The sequence below is a fragment of the Thermostichus sp. MS-CIW-37 genome (assembly GCF_054060065.1).
In genome coordinates this window covers 54,073-69,927 of record NZ_JBSSCV010000017.1, presented here as the reverse complement: position 1 = coordinate 69,927, position 15,855 = coordinate 54,073, and the positions used below count along the sequence as shown (strand labels likewise).

Annotated in this window: 15 protein-coding genes and 1 pseudogene; 8 read left to right on the top strand and 8 right to left on the bottom strand. The window is 58.8% G+C overall.

Translation table 11 applies throughout. The features are described 5' to 3' along the window. From ACVWYZ_RS09190 to remA, 3 genes and pseudogenes are all read right to left on the bottom strand, one after another. Nucleotides 1-740, bottom strand: a pseudogene (locus ACVWYZ_RS09190) (RNA-guided endonuclease InsQ/TnpB family protein); the annotation flags it as partial. Nucleotides 741-949: 209 nt separating this feature from the next. Then, nucleotides 950-1,597, bottom strand: a complete 648-nt coding sequence (gene gmk, locus ACVWYZ_RS09185; RefSeq protein ID WP_457384671.1) for a guanylate kinase — start codon at nucleotides 1,595-1,597, stop codon at nucleotides 950-952. Between the two features lie 100 nt (nucleotides 1,598-1,697). After that, the gene (remA, locus tag ACVWYZ_RS09180) at nucleotides 1,698-1,967 is read right to left on the bottom strand and encodes an extracellular matrix/biofilm regulator RemA (RefSeq protein WP_414342982.1); all 270 of its coding nucleotides are present in this window, start codon (nucleotides 1,965-1,967) and stop codon (nucleotides 1,698-1,700) included. A 360-nt stretch (nucleotides 1,968-2,327) separates the two neighbouring features. Between remA and ACVWYZ_RS09175 the strand changes: the two genes are divergently transcribed. From ACVWYZ_RS09175 to lipA, 3 genes are all read left to right on the top strand, one after another. Further along, nucleotides 2,328-3,341 (top strand): phosphotransferase enzyme family protein, encoded by a 1,014-nt coding sequence (locus ACVWYZ_RS09175; RefSeq protein ID WP_457466863.1) that lies wholly within the window; start codon nucleotides 2,328-2,330, stop codon nucleotides 3,339-3,341. 46 nt (nucleotides 3,342-3,387) lie between these two features. Then, on the top strand, nucleotides 3,388-3,885 hold the full coding sequence (locus ACVWYZ_RS09170; protein WP_414355504.1) for a DUF4079 domain-containing protein: 498 nt from the start codon (nucleotides 3,388-3,390) through the stop codon (nucleotides 3,883-3,885). A 207-nt stretch (nucleotides 3,886-4,092) separates the two neighbouring features. Then, the gene (gene lipA / locus ACVWYZ_RS09165; RefSeq protein ID WP_414355503.1) at nucleotides 4,093-4,947 is read left to right on the top strand and encodes a lipoyl synthase; all 855 of its coding nucleotides are present in this window, start codon (nucleotides 4,093-4,095) and stop codon (nucleotides 4,945-4,947) included. Here lipA and ACVWYZ_RS09160 read toward each other — a convergent pair. Continuing rightward, on the bottom strand, nucleotides 4,944-6,167 hold the full coding sequence (locus tag ACVWYZ_RS09160; protein WP_457466862.1) for an Era-like GTP-binding protein: 1,224 nt from the start codon (nucleotides 6,165-6,167) through the stop codon (nucleotides 4,944-4,946). The two genes, lipA and ACVWYZ_RS09160, sit on opposite strands and share 4 nt — an antisense overlap. Before the next feature lie 135 nt (nucleotides 6,168-6,302). Between ACVWYZ_RS09160 and ACVWYZ_RS09155 the strand changes: the two genes are divergently transcribed. From ACVWYZ_RS09155 to aroQ, 4 genes are all read left to right on the top strand, one after another. Continuing rightward, nucleotides 6,303-6,452 (top strand): hypothetical protein, encoded by a 150-nt coding sequence (locus tag ACVWYZ_RS09155; protein ID WP_011429585.1) that lies wholly within the window; start codon nucleotides 6,303-6,305, stop codon nucleotides 6,450-6,452. Between the two features lie 375 nt (nucleotides 6,453-6,827). Continuing rightward, nucleotides 6,828-8,777 carry an acetate--CoA ligase family protein gene (locus ACVWYZ_RS09150; RefSeq protein WP_414355498.1) on the top strand — a complete coding sequence of 650 codons (1,950 nt, stop codon included), beginning with the start codon at nucleotides 6,828-6,830 and terminating at the stop codon, nucleotides 8,775-8,777. A gap of 167 nt (nucleotides 8,778-8,944) precedes the next feature. Beyond that, complete coding sequence (locus ACVWYZ_RS09145; protein WP_011434447.1) at nucleotides 8,945-9,076, top strand: hypothetical protein; 132 nt, start codon at nucleotides 8,945-8,947, stop codon at nucleotides 9,074-9,076. After that, a complete protein-coding gene (gene aroQ, locus ACVWYZ_RS09140) occupies nucleotides 9,054-9,551 on the top strand; it encodes a type II 3-dehydroquinate dehydratase (RefSeq protein WP_414344089.1) in 498 nt (165 codons plus the stop codon). The genes ACVWYZ_RS09145 and aroQ overlap by 23 nt, the downstream gene beginning before the upstream one ends. A 17-nt stretch (nucleotides 9,552-9,568) precedes the next feature. Here aroQ and ACVWYZ_RS09135 read toward each other — a convergent pair whose 3' ends face one another. The 3 genes from ACVWYZ_RS09135 to ACVWYZ_RS09125 all read right to left on the bottom strand — a co-directional run bounded on the left by ACVWYZ_RS09135 (nucleotide 9,569) and on the right by ACVWYZ_RS09125 (nucleotide 12,143). Next, nucleotides 9,569-10,579 (bottom strand): alpha/beta fold hydrolase, encoded by a 1,011-nt coding sequence (locus ACVWYZ_RS09135; RefSeq protein WP_011434449.1) that lies wholly within the window; start codon nucleotides 10,577-10,579, stop codon nucleotides 9,569-9,571. Continuing rightward, complete coding sequence (locus tag ACVWYZ_RS09130) at nucleotides 10,576-11,502, bottom strand: fatty acid desaturase family protein (RefSeq protein ID WP_457466861.1); 927 nt, start codon at nucleotides 11,500-11,502, stop codon at nucleotides 10,576-10,578. The genes ACVWYZ_RS09135 and ACVWYZ_RS09130 overlap by 4 nt, the downstream gene beginning before the upstream one ends. 104 nt (nucleotides 11,503-11,606) lie before the next feature. Then, on the bottom strand, nucleotides 11,607-12,143 hold the full coding sequence (locus tag ACVWYZ_RS09125; RefSeq protein WP_457466860.1) for a thioredoxin domain-containing protein: 537 nt from the start codon (nucleotides 12,141-12,143) through the stop codon (nucleotides 11,607-11,609). 191 nt (nucleotides 12,144-12,334) lie between these two features. Between ACVWYZ_RS09125 and pheT the strand changes: the two genes are divergently transcribed. Beyond that, entirely contained in the window at nucleotides 12,335-14,812 is a 2,478-nt protein-coding gene (gene pheT, locus ACVWYZ_RS09120) for a phenylalanine--tRNA ligase subunit beta (RefSeq protein WP_457466866.1), read from the top strand. Between the two features lie 295 nt (nucleotides 14,813-15,107). Here the strand turns inward: pheT and ACVWYZ_RS09115 are convergent, their stop codons facing one another. Continuing rightward, the gene (locus ACVWYZ_RS09115) at nucleotides 15,108-15,836 is read right to left on the bottom strand and encodes an SDR family oxidoreductase (RefSeq protein ID WP_414427456.1); all 729 of its coding nucleotides are present in this window, start codon (nucleotides 15,834-15,836) and stop codon (nucleotides 15,108-15,110) included. Nucleotides 15,837-15,855 lie beyond the last annotated feature (19 nt).

The window sequence follows — 15,855 nt, the reverse complement described above, 5'->3', positions numbered from 1 at the left end:
TTGTGGTAGTTCTTGGATTGAGGTTTGGCCCCCTTCTTAAACTTTCTGCTCAGTCTCCTCTGGTGTTGCTTCAACCTCCTTTCAGCACGACGCAAGAATTTGGGGCACTCTACCTTGTTTCCGTGGCTGTCGGTGTAGAAGTGCATCAAGCCCACATCCAGCCCCACCACCTGGCCGGTGTACTCCACCTGCTCTTGGCGTTCTACATCCAGGCAGAACTGGGCGTAGTACCCATCGGCCCTGCGTATGACCCGCACCCGGTTGATTTTCAGGGTGAGGATGTCCCGCCGTGCCTCGCCGTTGCAGTAGAGGGCAAAAGTACCCGCATAGTGCTACGCACCGCTTACGCGATGGAAGCCGTCCGTGAAGGTGAGGAACATTCCATCCTGGGAGAGCTTCCAGCCGGAGACTTTGTACTCCACGGAGCGACAGTGTTTCTGGAACTGGGGATAGCCTTTTTGGGCTGCCTGGTTCTGGCAGCGGCGGTAAAAGTTGGAAATAGCAGACCAAGCTCGCTCGGCACTGGCTTGTCGGGCAGAGGAGTTGAGCTTCTGGGCGAAGGGGAACTCCTGAGCCAAGTCCTTGCAGAGGGAGTACAACTTGGCCCTGTTCACCCCCTGATGATCCATCCAGTGGCGCAGGCACTTGTTGCGCACAAACTGGGCAGTCCGAATGGCCTCATCCAGGGCTTGGTACTGCTGGGCTGTGCCGTTGAGGAGCTTGGCTTCGAGGACGCGCATGGGCCCACTCTAGCGCAGGTTAGCAAGATAAAAGCCGCCCTGGTCGCGTCAGCGGGCCGTAGGCCTTAGGGCGGGGCTTTAGACCCAGTTTTTTGGTAAAGCCAAACTACCCTCCCCAGCAGCTTTTTTCTTAACCGAAAGTTAACCCTAGGCCCAATCTGGAGCCACTGCACCACCGACACCAGCGTTCCGGGAAGGGGCTGTAGAAGCTAGGGCTGCTGCTCCTTTGAAGAGGGAGAGGGGGGATAGAGCAGGGCTTCCAGCTCCTGCAGCGCCTGCTCCAGGTTGTCGTTGACAATCACGTAGTCAAATTCGTCTTGGGCATCCAATTCCTTGCGGGCCTGTTCCAGGCGGCGCTCGATGCTGGCCTCTGAGTCTTGTCCGCGCTCGCGGATGCGACGTTCCAGCTCTTCCAGAGAAGGGGGACAGAGAAAGATGCGAATGGCATCTGGGTACTGTTGCCTCACCTGACGGGCCCCCGCCAGCTCAATTTCCAGCAGCACATCCTGACCCTGATTGAGTTTTTGGAACACGATCTCGCGGGGAGTGCCGTAAAAGTTGCCCGCATACTGTGCCCATTCCAACAGCTCGTTGGCTTCAATCAAGTTGAGAAATTCCTCCCGACTGCGAAAGTAGTAGTTGACGCCTTCCTGTTCGCTGGGGCGGGGGGGGCGGGTGGTGACCGAAACCGAGAGATACAACTCGGGGTGGCGCTGGCGCAACTGGCTGACCAACGTACCTTTGCCCACTCCACTGGGCCCTGTCAAAACCACCAAGCGACCGCGCGGGGTGGGAGCCGGAAGGGATCCCTGCTGCTGCGTACACTCAGAGGAAACCGGGGTAGGAGAGGTTGGCATAGACAGAGACCGACGCAAGACGGCTGGGCAATTGACTTGTTTGGGTTTGTTTTAGGATATCTCACTTCTGGTTTCTCAAACGGCTTACAGCGATGGGCTTTCACTCGGTCTCCTCTGACAAACCGGGCTTGGCCGTCAGGAAGCGGTTGGCAACGGTTTCGGGTTGGATGGCGGAGAGGATGACGTGCCCGGAATCGGTGATAATGACAGCGCGGGTACGACGACCATAGGTAGCATCCACCAACTGGCCCCTCTCGCGGGCATCGCTGATGATGCGTTTGATGGGAGCTGACTCGGGACTGACAATGGCGACCACACGCCCAGCGGCGACGATGTTGCCAAAGCCAATGTTGATTAGGCGGGTATCCATGGGGTGATGAGCGAACCTAACGGCTGTCCGGCCAGCGACCTTCATTAAGGTAGCAAATGGGGCTCTTTCGCGGGTTTGCCACAACGACACCTGAGTTCTCGGCCAATGGGGCAGTGGGTTTCGGCGACAAGTCCCGTTCGGGTGAGCCGCAAAAAGGCTGTGGTCCCATAAAAAGCTGCACCCTCCCAAACAGCCTGCCCTGTTTATCGAGGATGGTAAAATCGCCAACGCCAAGCAACTTCAACAGAACTTTAAGAGAACTTTAAGCCTCAAAGGCGGTAAGTGTGATAGGCAGTTTGAGTGGGCTCGGAAAACAGTAAAGATCGACCCAGCACCCCAAGCTTGAATGGTTCCTCGCCTATGCTTGACCTGACTTGGCTGGATCCCCTTGTCCAACACTTTCAACTGGGGGATCCAAAGCCACCCGAAGCCATCCGAGTGGGCCTCATTCACCAAACCTGGAAACTCATCACCTCTGAGGGATCCTTCATCGCCCAGCGCCTTCATCCCCGATTTGATCCTGCTGTCACCGAAGATGGTCAAGCCATCGGCCAATGGTTGAGACAACACGGCTTCCCCGTCCCCCAATTCCGTCGCGCTCGCGATGGATCCCTGCACTTGGCCTGGGCAGAAGGACTGTGGCGGGTCATGGATTGTCTGCCGGGATCCTGTCACTCAGCCCCTCCCAATTGGGGCTATCTGGAAGAGGCGGGGGCAGCCGTTGGACACCTGCATCGACTCTTGGCCCAGATGGACTATCGTTTTCGCTTCCAGATCCCGCATTTTCACGATACGGCTCACCTTTGGCAACAGCTACGCCAGTATGAGCCGGCCCCAGAAGTGCAGGCAGAATGGCAGTTTTTAATCGAAACTGTGCCCAATCTTCTGCTGCCCTCGGGGATCCCAACTCAAATCATCCATGCCGATCTCAAGTTCAACAACTTTTTGTTCGATGAGCAGGGGCAATTTGTGGGCCTGGTGGATCTGGACACCTTTATGTATCACAATCTCTATGTTGAATTGGGGGATGCCCTGCGCTCCTGGGGCAAACGAGGAAATACCCTTCAGCCAGAGGCGATCCTGGCCGGGTTGCGGGGCTATGCCCAAACCGGGAACTTGCACGCCCTACAACCGGAACTCCTTCTCCAAGGGATCCAACTGATTACCCTGGAATTGGGGATGCGCTTTTTGCAGGATTGGTTTGAAGACGCTTACTGGAATTGGGATCCCCAACGCTACCCCAGCCGCAAGGCCCATAACCTGGCCCGCTGCCAACAGCAAATTTGCCTATATCAAGACCTCACCCAGAGGGTGCCTCAACTGTTGGAGTCCATGCGCGCCCTTTGGTCTCATGAGCGGCAAAAGAGAGATTAACTTATGTTAATTTAGGGGCATCTTCCTCTTTCTTCCCGCGGTCTCTATGAGCATTCAACTTCCCCGCTGGCTAGAGCTGGCCTTGCCCTTCTTTCATCCTGTGCTGATGATTTTGGCGTTTGCGCTGGCCTTGTATGCCCTTTACCTGGGTCTGCAAGCGCGACGGGTGCGCACTGCCTCGGCAGAAGAACGCAAGGAGCTGATCAAAGGGAAGTTTGGTCAGCGGCATTTCCTTGCCGGATCCCTGTTCTTGTTGTTGATGGTGTTCGGAGCCCTGGGCGGCATGGGGGTTACCTACCTGAACAACGGCAAGCTGTTTGTTGGGCCTCACTTGCTGGCCGGGTTGGGCATTGTGGCCTTGGTGGCCAGCTCTGCGGCTCTGGCACCGCTGATGAAAGACGGGCAAAAAGTCTGGGCGCGCAACGTGCATATTCTATTGAACGTGGTGATCCTGGCGATCTTGGGTTGGCAGGCGGTGACCGGCTTCCAGATTGTGCAGCGCATCGTCGACCAAATGCTGACCACACCTCCCCAGGTGGCCTAGCCTCCCTGAAAACCCACTGAACAGGGCTGAGCGCTGTGAGGACTTTGATTCGCGGGTGCAAACCGAGAAGCTCACAGACTCAGTCCTGCCCTTTTCTAAATTCGGGGCTTCGTCATGTCAGAATGGCAAAGCAGGCGCTGCATCCTTCGACTGTAGAAGGGCGCTATCTTGCTGCTGCTACCCAGCTTCAACGCAATGGTTCTTCCCATGTCGGTTAGCCCTCTTCCCAATTGGGTCAAGCGTTCCATCGGCAAAGCCAGCGAGACTTCAGCGGTGCAGCAGGTGATCAAGCAGCGGGGCCTGCACACCATTTGCGAAGAGGGGCGCTGCCCAAACCGAGCCGAGTGCTACAGCCAAAAAACCGCTACATTTCTGTTGATGGGAGGGATCTGCACCCGCGCCTGCTCTTTTTGCCAGGTGGCCAGTGGACGGCCCGCACCGTTGGATCCCGCAGAGCCGGAGAAAGTGGCCGAGGCGGTTGAGCTGCTGGGGCTCAGCTATGTGGTACTCACCTCGGTGGCCCGCGACGATCTGCCCGACCAGGGATCCGGTCGCTTTGTGGAGGTCATCGAGGCAATTCGGCGGCGCTGCCCCGGCACCCAGATCGAGGTGCTCACCCCCGACTTTCGCGGGGATCGCGAGTGCATTGCCCGTGTGGTGGCTGCCCAGCCTGTTTGCTACAACCACAACATCGAAACGGTGCGACGCCTCTCCCAGGCAGTACGGCGCAGCTCCGGCTATGACCTGTCCTTGCGGGTTTTGCGAACGGTCAAGGAGCTGAATCCTGGATTACCCACCAAGTCTGGGCTGATGCTGGGGCATGGGGAGACCCGCGCAGAAGTGCTGGAAACCTTCCGGGATCTGCTGGCGGTGGGATGCGACCGTCTGACCCTGGGGCAATACCTGCAGCCTTCTTTGGCGCATCGCCCTGTGGAACGCTACTGGACTCCGGAGGAGTTTGCCGAGCTGGGCCAGATAGCCCGTCGGATGGGGTTTCGCCAGGTGCGCTCGGGGCCATTGGTGCGCAGCTCCTACCACGCTGCTGAAATGGTTGAGAACTAGGCGAGAAAACCTGGCAGGGAGGTTGTGCGGTCTGATACAGCCGGTCTTCCCTGTTCAATCAAGGCACGCAAGCCCGCTTCCAGGCCGAACGCTCGGGCTGCAAACCGGCTGAGCACCTGTGGCGCCAGGGATCCCAGGCGGTACAAGCTGATCCCCGCTACCAGACCCGGCAAGAGGCCGTTGCCCCAGCCTCCCCACAGCCAGGAACTTACTCCTTCTGCTAGCAGCAGCAAAGCCCCATTGAGCAGCAGCGGTCGCCACAGCCCCTTCCACAAGACCCTCCGGGGCAGGTGCAGCCGGATCTCCAAGCCCAGCAGCCAAAGACCATCCAGCAGCGGGGCCAACAGCAAATCCAACCCCAGCGGAGCTAAGCCCACCCCCATCCCCTTGCCAAGGGCGAAAATCCTGCCCCATTGCTCCACAAAGGGGGCATGGTGCTGCCACTGTTTTTCCAGAATCTGGGCCTGAACCCGGTCCAGCCGCTTCAACACATTCAAAGCCAGGAGGGATCCCGCCTCGGTTTGCAAAATCTGCAGAATTCGCCCCCGCAAGGCTTCAATTTGGGGTGCAGGCCGTTCCCATTCCAAAGTAATGCGGCCATCCGGCCAGTGGGTGCGGACTTTCAGGGGTTTTGGGCAGGCGGCCACGGTCAAAATCTCCTGTGGCGATACCCAGCCTAGGTGGCGGCTGATCTGGGCACAAATGGCCTGCAACTCCGCTTCGGAGTAGAGATCGCACTTGTTCAACACCAGCAGGATGGGTTTGTGCAGGGTGCGCAGCTCCGAGAGAGCTTGGTATTCCAACTGGGTCAGGTCGGTGGCGATGACAAACACGATCAAATCTGCCGAGCGGGCCACGTCCCAGGCCAACTGTTCGCGGGCTTCTCCTTCCACTTCGTTCAAACCCGGAGTATCCACCAGCTTCACTCGCCAAGGGATCCCTGGCTCCGGCTGCCACAGCAGGGATTGGGGCTGCTGAGTGACCCCATTGAGGGGGCCCACCTTCAATCGCTCCTCGCCGGTTAGGGCGTTCAGGACGGCCGACTTGCCACGGTTGACCAGCCCAAACACCGCAATGGAAAACAGCCGCGCGGTGAGGCGCTTGCGCAAAGTGGATAGAGCCCTGAACTCCGGTTGTAAATCCCGACGGCTGGCCAGAGATTGCCAATGATCCCAGCACCTTTGCAAAACGGTTTCGGCTTGGGTCAAGGGAGTGGTCATAGACAGGGGCAATGGACTAACCCTCACTCTAGAGGGAATTGCCCCTCAGGGCTAGCCGTTTCTCCCCCCCCAGCGTGGGGAATCCAAACCCCACAAAATAGGGCATGATCACCCTAGGGTTCCGCCGAATCTCCTATGCTGTACCGCCTTCCCCAATCTCTGAAATGGCTTCGTGTGGGTGGATCCCATCGTTCTAAGCAAGAGCGCCAGATCGTGCGCAGCCTGCTGGCCTTTGCTGGGGCGCTGCTGGTTATGGATGTTGTGCTTCTGAGCGCCCTTCGCTAGTCCAACTTGGCAAGCCCATCGTTAGGTGATTCCGAACAAGTCTAAGTCTGAGGCATTCCTCTAGCACTGCTACAGGCAAGCACTCCCAGCCCCTTGCCCATTATGAGGAGAGGGGATCCCAGAATTGGCAAACAGTTGCACTGCAACTCGAAATAACCCTAACCCGATCAGAGGGTGGGAAGGGTTTTCCAAGTTACCAAGTTGCCTGTCAGGCAACTGTTAATTACCAGCAAAAGGCTAGCTGGGATCCCTTGTGCTGCGAGGGCAAGCCGCCGGGGATGGGGGCCGGATCGGGAATAATGGAAGCGGCCCCAGCCGGGAGAGCTGGGTTTTCCCCGCGCTGAGGTCGTTGTTTCCCTTCTCTTGAGGCCGGCTATGGTTTTGCAGGAGGCGGCGGGCGTGCCCCGCATCAACGCGCGCGAGTCGGATGTTTTCGACATTTTCAACCTGAAGCATTATCTCGGCCCTAACCCCTATCTCAATACAGCCGCTTTCACCTTCGACTTTGCCCTTACCCAGTGCCCACAGCCGCTGCCCATTGATGTCTACCTGTCCAAGGTCTGCTTCCATTTCCCCCAGTTGCAGGAGGGATCCTATCCTTCCTACGCCCACTTGTTTGCCCGGCTGGTGACGGAGGTGAACCGGTTGCAGATGGATCTCCACTTGCAGAAGTGGAGCTGTCACCTGTTTCCAGAGTATGTGCGCATCGCGGTGCAGACCTTGCATGGCCGTACCACTCGTGCCGCGGTTTATTTTGCTTGGGATTGGCTGGAAGCCATCGCCCAAGGGGAGCCCTTCGACGTTGAAGGGGAGATGCGCCGCCTGCAGCAATTGTTTCGCAACTCGGTGTACGGCGGGCCGACGGTCTATGCCCTCCTGCGGGCTGCTCACGAACGCGGGATCCCTACCTACTACCTATGGGATGAAGGGGTGATGCAGTATGGCTATGGTCGCAACCAGGTGCGAGGGGTGGCCACCACCTTTCACTGCGACAGCCATCTCGACTCTGACTTCACCACCCGCAAAGACGATTGCAAAGCCTTTCTGGCGGCGCAAGGGTTCCCCGTGCCCCAGGGAGAGGTGGTCGCCTCTTTGGCAGAAGCTTTGCAGCAAGCGCAAGAAATCGGCTATCCGGTGGTGCTCAAGCCGGTGGCCGGCCACAAGGGGATAGGGGTAACAGCAGGCATTCAAACCCCAGAAGAACTGGCCTTTGCCTACGAGGTAGCCGTGGCAGCCCTCCCCCCTGAGGAGCCCATCCGGCTGATCCTGGAAAAGCATCTGCAGGGCACCGATTTTCGCCTGTTGTGTGTGGGAGGCCGCTTTGTGGCGGCCACGGAACGACGCCCCGCCTCAGTGACGGGAGATGGCCAAAGCACCATCGGGCAGCTCATCGAGCAGGCCAACCGGGATCCCGTCCGTTGGGATACCCCCACTTCTCCCCTGGGGCCGATCCAATGGGATGAGGCAATGGAGCGCTTTCTGGCAGAGCAAGGCTTGACAGTGGACAGTGTGCTGGAACCGGGGCGGACGGTCTATCTGCGCAAGGTATCCAATCTCTCGGCGGGAGGAGTAAGCCGCGATGTCACGGCCACCGTCCATCCCGACAACGTGGTTTTGGCCCAAACCATTGCCCAGCAGTTCTCGCTGGTGTGCTTGGGCATCGATGTCATTGCCCCCAGCCTGGAGCGCTCCTGGAAGGAGGGATCCCTGGGGATCATCGAGATCAATGCTGCGCCAGGTGTGCTCATGCACCAAAAACCTGCCATTGGCGCGGGAGTGGATGTGCCGGGGGCAATCCTCGACCATCTGTTTCCCAAGACGGCCCGCATCCCGATTCTGACCTTTAACCGCCTCACCTTGGCGGAGGCGCACACCTTGGTGGAGCATATTTTGTCCCACCGCCCCAACGCATGTGTGGGATCCGTCTGTCGGGAGGGCGTGCTGCTAAACCACAGCTCTAGACCCCTGCAGGGCAGCCTCTTTCGCCAGGTGAAAACCCTGCTGCGCCATCCCCAACTGGATCTGCTTTTGGCGGAAGCCGACGAAGAGACCCTGGAGCGGGAGGGCTTGGCCTACGAAGGCAGCGATCTGGTGGTGCTGCGGGATCCCTCCGATCAAGAGCTGCAAACCCTGAAACGGGATCTCAACCCCGGCGGCGCCCTCTTCCTGCAGCGGGGATCCACCCTAACTTTGACGGTGGCGGGCCAGGCGGAGCGATTTGAATTGCCGGGGACAGACCTTCAGATGGGGATCCTGCTGCGCTCCATGACCCTGCGGATCATCTGCAGAACCATTAGCCAGATGCTGAAGAACTGGTCTGGCTGAGGGGCTTTGGATTTTCTTCCGATCTGGCAAAAAGGCAACCACAGCAAGGGATCCCTGCTGGGGAAAAAGGCCGGCCAGCCAGTCAGCTCTACACCCCTCGGAAAGAAGCGCTATCATAGAAGTCCGTCGAATAAACTCCCTTCGTAAAACCTCGCGAGGCAGATCGGATGGATTGGGTAGAAAAGGTGCTGGAAAAGATCCGGGAATGGGTGGAACGTGTGATCGACACCCTGCTGGGGAACCCCCAGCCTCAACCTGCTCCCATTCCGGTAGAAGATGGATCCCATCGTCGTCGTTAATCCGACTGCCATTGCCCCCGGCGGCGAGCCTCTCAGCCTCTTGGTACTGCATGGCCCCAACCTCAACCTGCTGGGGGTGCGAGAGGTGGGCATCTACGGCTCAGTATCCCTAGAGCAGATCGATCAGGCTCTGCATCGGCAGGCAGAAATGCTAGGGGCGAAGCTGGAGATTCTCCAGTCCAACCATGAGGGGGTGCTCATCGATGCCATTCACCGTGCCCGCCAGCAGCATGTCGGCATTCTGATCAACCCTGGGGCCTATACCCACACCAGCATTGCTCTCCGAGATGCCATTGCAGCCGTAGGATTGCCCACTGTGGAAGTCCACCTAAGCAACATCCATCGCCGCGAGCCCTTCCGCCAGCACTCTTACATCGCCGCCGTAGCGATTGGGCAAATCAGTGGTTTTGGGGCGCAAAGCTACCTGTTGGGGCTACAGGCTCTGGTGCAACACCTGCGCCTGCAATCTGTGTAGGATCTGTGTAGGTGCCCTCAGCTCTCCAGGAACTCCTGCACGGCTGTGCGAATAAAAGCTTCATCCTCGGGGTTTTGATGAGGATTACCGGCCCGGTGCCCCCAAATGGAGGGGATGATCTTGTAAACCGCGTTCGGGATCCATTCTGCCTCAGCTCGACAATCTTCTGGGGTGAAATACAAATCCGTCTGGGCGGGCATCACCAATGTTTGGGCCTGAATTGCCCTCAAAGCAGCCCGATAATCTCCCCGGTGAATGGGGTTGTCGCTGATATCGCAGCGGATCCAAGTTTCGATCATCGATAGCAGATTCTGGGGATCCCGGCGGCGGTAATTGGCCTCCCAGCCTCGCTCTAGATAATCTTCGAGAGAGGCATACCCCAAGGATTCATAGCATTTTTGGTTGAAAAAAGGTTGGGAAACAGCCCAACTGGCGTAGATGTGGGCAAAAGCTCGCAGACCCCGCTCTGGGACACCCGTAAATCGACGACCGTTCCAGGCGGGATCGGCAGTTAGGGCTGAGCGCAAACTCTCCAGAAAAACCCGATTGTGAACTGTGGTCTTGGCGGTGCCACAGAGGGCTACGATCCGTTCCACCCGCTCAGGAAACAGGGATCCCCAGTGATAGGCTTGCTGAGCCCCCATCGACCAGCCGTAGATCAGGCGGATGCGTTCGATCCCAAAGTGTTGGCGAATCAGGCTCTCCTGCAGGCGCACATTGTCCCAGTGGCTAAACCAGAAGCCATCTTCCCGCAAGCCACAGGCTGGATCGTTGCTGGGGGAAGTGGAAAGGCCATTGCCCAGCATATTGGGAATGAGGATAAACCACCGCTGCGGGTTGAGGATGCCGTCGGGACGAATCAGCCACTCCAGGTCGGGATGCTGAGCCCCATAGGAGGTGGGGTAGAGGATCAGGTTGTCTTTTCGGGGGGAAAGAGTCCCGTAGGTGGCGTAGGCGAGCGTGATTTGGGGCAGTTGGATCCCGCACTGTAGCTGAAAATCGTTCAGGCTCCAGGTGTAGTGAGTCATGCCTGAAATTGTTCAATCACCTGACGATGAACCCGCACATACCCCTGCCCTAGATGAGCCAGATGGGGCTTGAGGTATTGATGGGCATCGGCCAAAGCATGAAATGGAATGGAGGGGTAAAGGTGATGCTCAGCATGGTAAGGCATATTCCACATCAAAAAGCGGATTGGCCAAAGGGTAAGGGTGGTACGGGTATTGGAGAAGGGATCCTCGGTTTGGCTACAGCCTGTGTGCTCTGCCAGCAAAATGAAGCGCAAGATCGGCTGCCCTACAGCCAAAGGCAACAGCCACAGCCACACTATCCAGGGATCCCCCAGCAGAAGGGAGAGCAAGCTCCCAAGGCCGTAGACCCCTAGCTGCAACCGCACCGAACGAATGACCTCTTGGCGGGCCGATTCAGGAATGTAGGGATAGCCTTGCAACTGGCCGCTGGCTATGCGGATGTAGGTCTTCACCTTGCCGATCCACCAAGTCAAGCCGCTCAGCTCGAGCAAATACTCCGGCCAGCTCTGGGGTTTGGGATCCGCCAGCTCCGGATCCTTGCCCGGAATCTGGGTATAGCGGTGGTGCCATTTGTGGTATCGGCGATAAAAAGTGCTGTTGTAAAACGAGAGCAAGCCCGCCACCCAGGCTACCCCGTCATTCAGTTTTGGGCTGGCAAAAGCGGTGCGGTGTACACATTCGTGCAAAGCAGCAAACATCGTCGCCAAACTGGCCCCGTAAACCACCAGCGCCGGCAGGGCAATCCAGCCATTGACACCTTTCTGGGTCACCCACAGGCTGCCACTCACCGCCATCACCGCCAAATGTCCCAAAAGCTGCCGGAGCCCGGCTGAATTGGAGCGGACATTCAGTTGTCTGAGGCGCTCGCTCGGGATCAACCGTTGCGGATCCGGCAAAATCGGTGTTGTCTCGACAGCCATGGCCTGTTCTTGTGAGCTACGAGAATGGATAGAAGTTATCCAATATCAAACCGAGGTCAGACCTTTTCGCCTGTGTCCAAGACAACAAACCCTGGACCAAACTCCTAACCATGACTGCGGGGATCCGGCTGATTGGGGAGGATAGGCCCGCTCCGCTCCAGCTCAGACACCGGCCCGATGTTGGTCAACTGCAGGGGCTGTCCAGTTGCCAGAGCCAACACATTGGCTCGCAGAATCGACGGCGGCTGTTCGCCAATCGCCGATCCCAGCACTTCTCCCTGCCGATCCAAAAACAGAAAATGAGGGATGCCGTTCACCCGGTAGCGGCTCAGCTCCGGCAGCCACTTGGGATTATCCACATTGAGCATGACAAAGTTGACTTGATCGGCAAATTCCTTTTTGAGATTGGCCAGGAGGGGCGCCATCGCTCGGCAGGTGGTGCACCAATCGGCGTAGAACTCCACCAAAGAAGGCTTGCCATTGGCCTGAGCTTGCTCCCAAGGTATGGCTTCTTGGGCTAGAGCCTCTAAGTTGCTGCCCGCCTGACGCCCTTGGTTAGCCAAAAACAGTCCTGCTGCCAAGAGCACAGCTACTGCGGCAATCAACCCGTTGCGCAACCGTTTTGCCCAGTCTTTCTTCATCCTTCCTCACCTTGCTAGGCGCTGGATCTGACCTCAGCCCTCGCCTTCACTGTTTTAGCATCCCACCCTGTCCCACCGGTTCCGGCCAGAACCGGGTCTATGCCATCCCACGATCTTGGGCCGGGATCCCGGCTGGAGAAGAGGGCCAGGTGAGCGATAATGGGTGCGGCGTTTGCACCGATGGCTCAGCGATGCGCATCTCCTTGAAGTGGCTGCGAGAACTGGTGGATTTCCAACTTTCACCCGAAGAACTGGGAGAGGCCCTCACCCTGGCGGGGTTTGAAGTGGAAGAGATCGAAGACCGCCGCACCTGGGCAGATGGGGTGGTTTTGGGCAGGATCCTGGCTGCCGAGCCTCACCCCAACGCCGACAAGCTGCAGGTTTGCCAGGTGGACTTGGGATCCAATCGGCCTGCCACCATTGTCTGTGGAGCTGCCAACGCCCGCCCTGGGATCCTGGTAGCAGTGGCCACGCCCGGCACCCATTTGCCCGCCCTCTCCCTCACCATTGCCAAAGCCGACAAGCGGGGGGTGATCTCGGAGGGCATGATCTGCTCTCTGGCCGAGCTGGGGCTGGAGAAATCTTCCGAAGGGATCCACGAATTCCCGCCCGACTTGGATCTGGAGGTTCATCCGCTTGGCTCTGATGTGCGCCCCCTTCTAGGCTTGGACGATGTGGTGCTGGATCTCACTTCCACCGCCAACCGGGCCGATGCCCTGAGCATGGTGGGGATCGCCCGCGAAGTGGCTGCCCTCACCCGCAACCCGCTGCGCCTGCCCCCCGTCCAGCCTCTCCAAACCAAGCCCATCCCCAACTTTCAGTTGCGCATTGCCGACGCCAAAGCCTGCCCCGCCTACAGTGGCGTGTTGATCGAGGGGGTGAAAGTCGGCCCTTCCCCCGACTGGCTAAAACACCGACTGGCCGCCGCCGGGATGCGCTCCATCAACAACGTAGTGGATGTTACCAACCTGATCCTGCTGGAATGGGGCCAGCCCTTGCACGCCTTTGACTGGGAGCGCCTGCTCCAGGTCATGGGCAAGAAAAAACCCACCATCGAGGTGCGCTTGGCCCAGCCGGGAGAAACCTTAAAGACCTTGGACGGCCAAACCCGCACCTTGCAAGCCGACAGTCATCTCATTGTGGCCGGCAGCCAACCGGTAGCTCTGGCCGGGGTCATGGGAGGGGAAGAAACCGAGGTCGGCTCGACCACCACTCGCATTTTCTTGGAAGCAGCCCTATTCGATCCAGCGGTGACGCGGCGCTCGGCCCGGTCTCAAGGTCTGCGCACCGAGGCTTCCACCCGCTATGAGCGAGGGGTTAACTTTGCCACCCTCGATCAGGCCCGGGATCGGGCGGTGCAGTTGATCCTGGAACTGGCAGGGGGAGCAGTAACCGGCCTTACCACCTTTGACCGGCGGCCCCCCCTGGAACGCAGCCTGAAATTGCGGCTGTCGCGGCTGATCGATGTGTTGGGGGACGAGGTGCAGGCGGCGGATGTGGAGGAGATCCTATCTGCCTTGGGCTTTCAGCTCTCCCGTTGCGAAGGGGCCAATTCCCAGAGTGCCCTCTCCCCCGCTACCGAGACGGCAACCGTGGCCCGCTGCGTCTGGCAGGTCGCCGTTCCCCCCTATCGCCTGCGGGACATTGAGCGGGAGATCGACCTCATCGAGGAGTTTGCCCGTCTCTACGGCTATGACCGCTTCTCAGAAACCCTACCCACCGAGCCGCAGGTGGGATCCCTTTCGGCGCGGGAAACATTCACCCGCCAGATCCGAGAAGTGCTGCGGGGCATTGGCCTGACGGAGGTGTATCACATCTCCCTCTGCCCAGCGGAGGAGGATGGATCTTTGGTGAGGATTGCCAATCCACTTTCGCCTGAATATTCAGCCGTGCGCAATGCGCTACTTCCCGGCCTGGTGGAGGCCTTCCGCTTCAACTGGGATCAAGGCAACGGCCCGCTGCAAGCCTTTGAAATCGGTCGTGTTTTTGCCCATGCCCTTCCCCCCAACCCCCACCCTTACCGGGAAGCTGAGCATATCGGCGGTATCTTGGGCGGGGATCCCAATCCCCACGATTGGCAGCACCGCAACCGACCCATGGACTGGTTCGAGGCCAAGGGACTGCTGGTCTCTGCCCTGGAGCGGCTGGGATTTGGCCCGGAGTTTCGTCTGGATCCCCCTGAAGAGCAATCGCCGCTGCTGCACCCCGGTCGCCAGGCCGGCCTGTGGCTCGAGGGATCCCGCATCGGTTTGTTCGGGCAACTGCACCCCCGCCTCTGTCAGGAAAAGGGGCTGCCAGATCAGGTCTATGGGTTTGAGCTGCAGTTGGATCCCTTGCTGGAAAGCCTGGAGAGACGGGGCATTGTGCAATTTGTCCCCTTTTCGCCCTTTCCTGCTGCCGATCGGGATATCGCCTTCTTTGCGCCACTCGACCTTGCCGTTGGTGAGATCGAGAAGGTTATCCGTCGAGCGGGCGGAGAACTTCTCCAATCGGTGCAGCTTTTCGACGAGTACCGGGGCCAAGGAGTACCTGCAGGGCAGCGCAGCCTTGCCTTCCGCCTGGTGTACCGTGCTCCCGATCGCACCCTCACGGATGCGGAGGTAGAAGCTCTGCAAAACCAGGTGAGGGCGCAGTTGACAACACAATTTCCGGTTACCTTGCGCAGCTAGCCGACCACTTTACCCCAGCCGCGGCGGGCTGCCCTTCTCTGGCAGCATCTTCATCAGCAGTTTGGCCCGGCGTTGCTTGCTTCTGTGCCGGACGAATGGCTAGGACGGTTGGTGGGGGTGTCGGGAGATCTGATCCAACGTTGCCGTCGAGAAATGAGGATCCCCGCTGGCGCTTTGGGCTGCAGAGAGCAAGATTGAGACGGGGGGAGCCCAAGAGAGAAACTCGAGCGCTTGTTTCACCAAAAGACAAGCTGCTGCCGCCTCAACCCCAGCAAAAGGACGGCAAAACACTTGGTCAAAGGAATTGGTGGCTTTCCGGCTGCAACACTATCTCGCTCGGTACAGCACCGGCGGGCGCTGTAAGGGCAAAGCAGATGGCTTCCGCAGCCGTGGCAGGGCTGAGCATCTTGTCTCGTTGCACCTTCAGGCTGATGGGATCCCAGAAGGGTGAGTCGATGCCCCCGAAGTAAAACAGCGTAAATCTGACCCCAAAGCGCTTCAGCTCATCGGCCATGCACTTGCTAAACCCGACCACCCCAAACTTGGCCGCACAGTAAGCAGAGGCCATCGCCATGGGATGACGTCCAAGAACGCCGGGGAAATTGAGGATGTGGCCGGATTTTTGCTCCCGCATGGGGTTGGCAGCCAGTTGGCTGGTGTAGAAGCTGCCCTTCAGGTTGACCGCTATCATCCGCTCTAGGTCTGCGGGGGTTAGTTGCGGAGCAGGTTTCAGGATCCCGGCCCCGGCCAGGTTGATCAGCACGTCAATGCGCCCATGCGTTTGCACCGTTTGGTTGACCAGTGCCTCTACCTGGGCATAGTCTGTCACATCGGTAGGGATCCCCACTCCAGAGGCAGCCCCCAGAGAGAGCGATTTCTCCACCAGAGTTCGCAGAGGCTCCTCTCGCCGAGCGGCCAAGACCAGATGGGATCCGGCCTGAGCCAGCATGGGCACCAGGACGCTGCCGATACCCCCTGTTGCCCCTGTGATCAAAATAACTGCCTGCGATAGCGGAGAAGACACGTTACGTTTCTTAAACTCT